The 620-nt window shown below is 38.9% G+C and carries 2 protein-coding genes; both read left to right on the plus strand.

Annotation, left to right across the window (positions count from 1 at the left end):
* Positions 1–144 (plus strand): DUF6870 family protein (locus tag G4407_RS16955; RefSeq protein ID WP_334297108.1); only part of this gene is annotated, 144 nt, incomplete at its 5' end.
* Positions 145–252: 108 nt separating this feature from the next.
* Positions 253–620 (plus strand): recombinase family protein (locus tag G4407_RS16255; protein ID WP_173689703.1); only part of this gene is annotated, 368 nt, incomplete at its 3' end.

The following is a 620-nucleotide window of genomic DNA, read 5'->3' on the forward strand; positions in this document are numbered from 1 at the left end:
CTTCAGGAACGGAGAGATATTTTTCTGAATAAAGTAGGAAATCCTTATCTGGTCCGGATCGGTAATATGAAAGTAAAAGTCAGATTTGCAAATAACGGTATATCTATGGAGCAGGCATTTGAGAATATGCTTCTGAGTGTCTGAAAAAGTACTGGCAAGATTGAGGGGACTGTGTTAGAATGTCGGTAAGGACAAATTATGCAGACCCCTTTTATTACATGGATTTTCTGACGTAATAAAAGGAGGTAAGATATGTATCAGAATATCAACAAAATCTATCATGCCGCCATCTATGTCAGATTATCTAAAGAAGATGGCGATATTTCCAGTTCAGCAAAACTGGAAAGTAACAGCATTTCTAACCAGAAGGCTTTGATTCTGGATTTTCTGAAAGACAAAAAAGATATTGAAGTTGTTTCAGTCCGAGTTGATGATGGCTACTCAGGCTCTAATTTTGAGCGCCCTGCATTCCAGGCAATGTTGGAAGATATCCGGCGTGGAATTGTAGATTGCGTAGTGGTAAAAGACTTATCACGATTTGGAAGGGAATATATTGATTCCGGGAAGTATATCGAGAGATTATTCCCGGCTCTTGGTGTGCGTTTTATTGCCATCAATGA

The organism is Allocoprococcus comes (assembly GCF_013300725.1).
GTDB lineage: Bacteria > Bacillota > Clostridia > Lachnospirales > Lachnospiraceae > Allocoprococcus > Allocoprococcus comes_A.